General features: G+C 61.3%; 3 protein-coding genes. 2 read left to right on the top strand and 1 reads right to left on the bottom strand.

All coding sequences use genetic code 11. The features are described from left to right. Together AC1DWI_RS24085 and infA are read left to right on the top strand one after the other, a co-directional pair. On the top strand, window positions 1–207 hold a 207-nt coding region (locus AC1DWI_RS24085), incomplete at its 5' end, for a hypothetical protein (RefSeq protein ID WP_477726031.1). A gap of 62 nt (window positions 208–269) precedes the next feature. Next, window positions 270–527: a translation initiation factor IF-1 gene (gene infA, locus AC1DWI_RS24080; RefSeq protein ID WP_092132708.1), complete on the top strand. Its 258-nt coding sequence runs from the start codon at window positions 270–272 to the stop codon at window positions 525–527. A 100-nt stretch (window positions 528–627) separates the two neighbouring features. On the opposite strand, the gene AC1DWI_RS24075 is transcribed toward infA, so the two are convergent. Next, on the bottom strand, window positions 628–1,096 hold a 469-nt coding region (locus AC1DWI_RS24075; protein WP_477726030.1), incomplete at its 5' end, for a cation:dicarboxylate symporter family transporter.

The raw sequence follows: 1,096 nt of genomic DNA, 5'->3' as shown, positions 1-1,096 counted from the left end.
GGCAAGTACCTTGTCTCACCACTGGCCAAGCAGCAAGGCGAACGCTACGCTGCATCGGTCTCCATCCGCTCAGGCAGCGGCAGCGCCACGCATGACCGTGTGATGCGCTTCAGCGGCCTTTTCGACAGTGCGGCCGCGGCCGTGCATTACGCGACGGAACATGCCCTCGGCTGGATCCACGAGCGTTCGACGCCGGCCTGCGCATAAGCCTTGCCAGCCCTTACAACAGACATCACTGACAATTTTTCCAATTCCCTAGGAGTTACATCATGGCCAAAGAAGAACTGATTGAAATGCATGGGCTGGTAGACGAAGTGTTGCCTGATTCGCGCTTTCGCGTCACGCTCGACAACGGCCATAAACTGGTGGCCTATACCTCCGGCAAGATGCGGAAAAACCATATTCGTATCCTTGCCGGCGACCAGGTGTCGCTGGAGCTCTCGCCCTACGACCTGAGCAAGGGCCGCATCACCTTCCGCCATATCGCTGGCCGCGGCCCCGGCCCGGCACCGCGCCAGGCTCGCTAAACCGGCGGCTCGTCGCGCCCCAAAAAAGCACAAAGCCCGGCAGGCGGAGAATCCTCCGTTTGCCGGGCTTTGTCGTTTTTCCCTGAACTGTGAACAGGCCCTAGCGCCGGCCGGTCGCCATGTGCTCGGTCTTCTTGTTGATCAGCACTTCGGGCTCCTGGGCCTCGACCCAGCTCTCGTTGTTGAGTCCGGCCTTTAGCCGATCCGTGTCCAGATCATTCGTCCATTTGGCGACCACTATCGTGGCCACGCCATTGCCGATCAGGTTGGTCAGCGCCCGCGCTTCCGACATAAAGCGGTCAATCCCCAGAATCAGCGCCAGCCCGGCCACAGGCACGGTACCCACCGCCGACAGCGTGGCGGCCAGCACAATGAATCCGCTGCCGGTGATGCCTGCCGCGCCTTTCGAAGTCAGCAACAGCACCGCCAGCAGCGTGAGTTCCTGCGTGAGGGTCATGGGCGTGTTGGTGGCCTGCGCGATGAACACCGCCGCCATCGTGAGATAGATCGAGGTGCCGTCCAGGTTGAACGAATAACCGGTCGGGATCACCAGGCCGACGGTGGTTTTC

Source organism: Polaromonas sp. P3_C2 (assembly GCF_056402675.1).
The sequence above is the reverse complement of the archived record's forward strand: the minus strand, read 5'-3'. Positions and strand labels throughout refer to the sequence as shown.

What these genes read in the sequence shown, in the direction of transcription:
- infA (WP_092132708.1), top strand. Translation starts at nt 270, where the DNA reads ATGGCCAAAGAAGAACTGATTGAAATGCATGGGCTGGTAGACGAAGTG.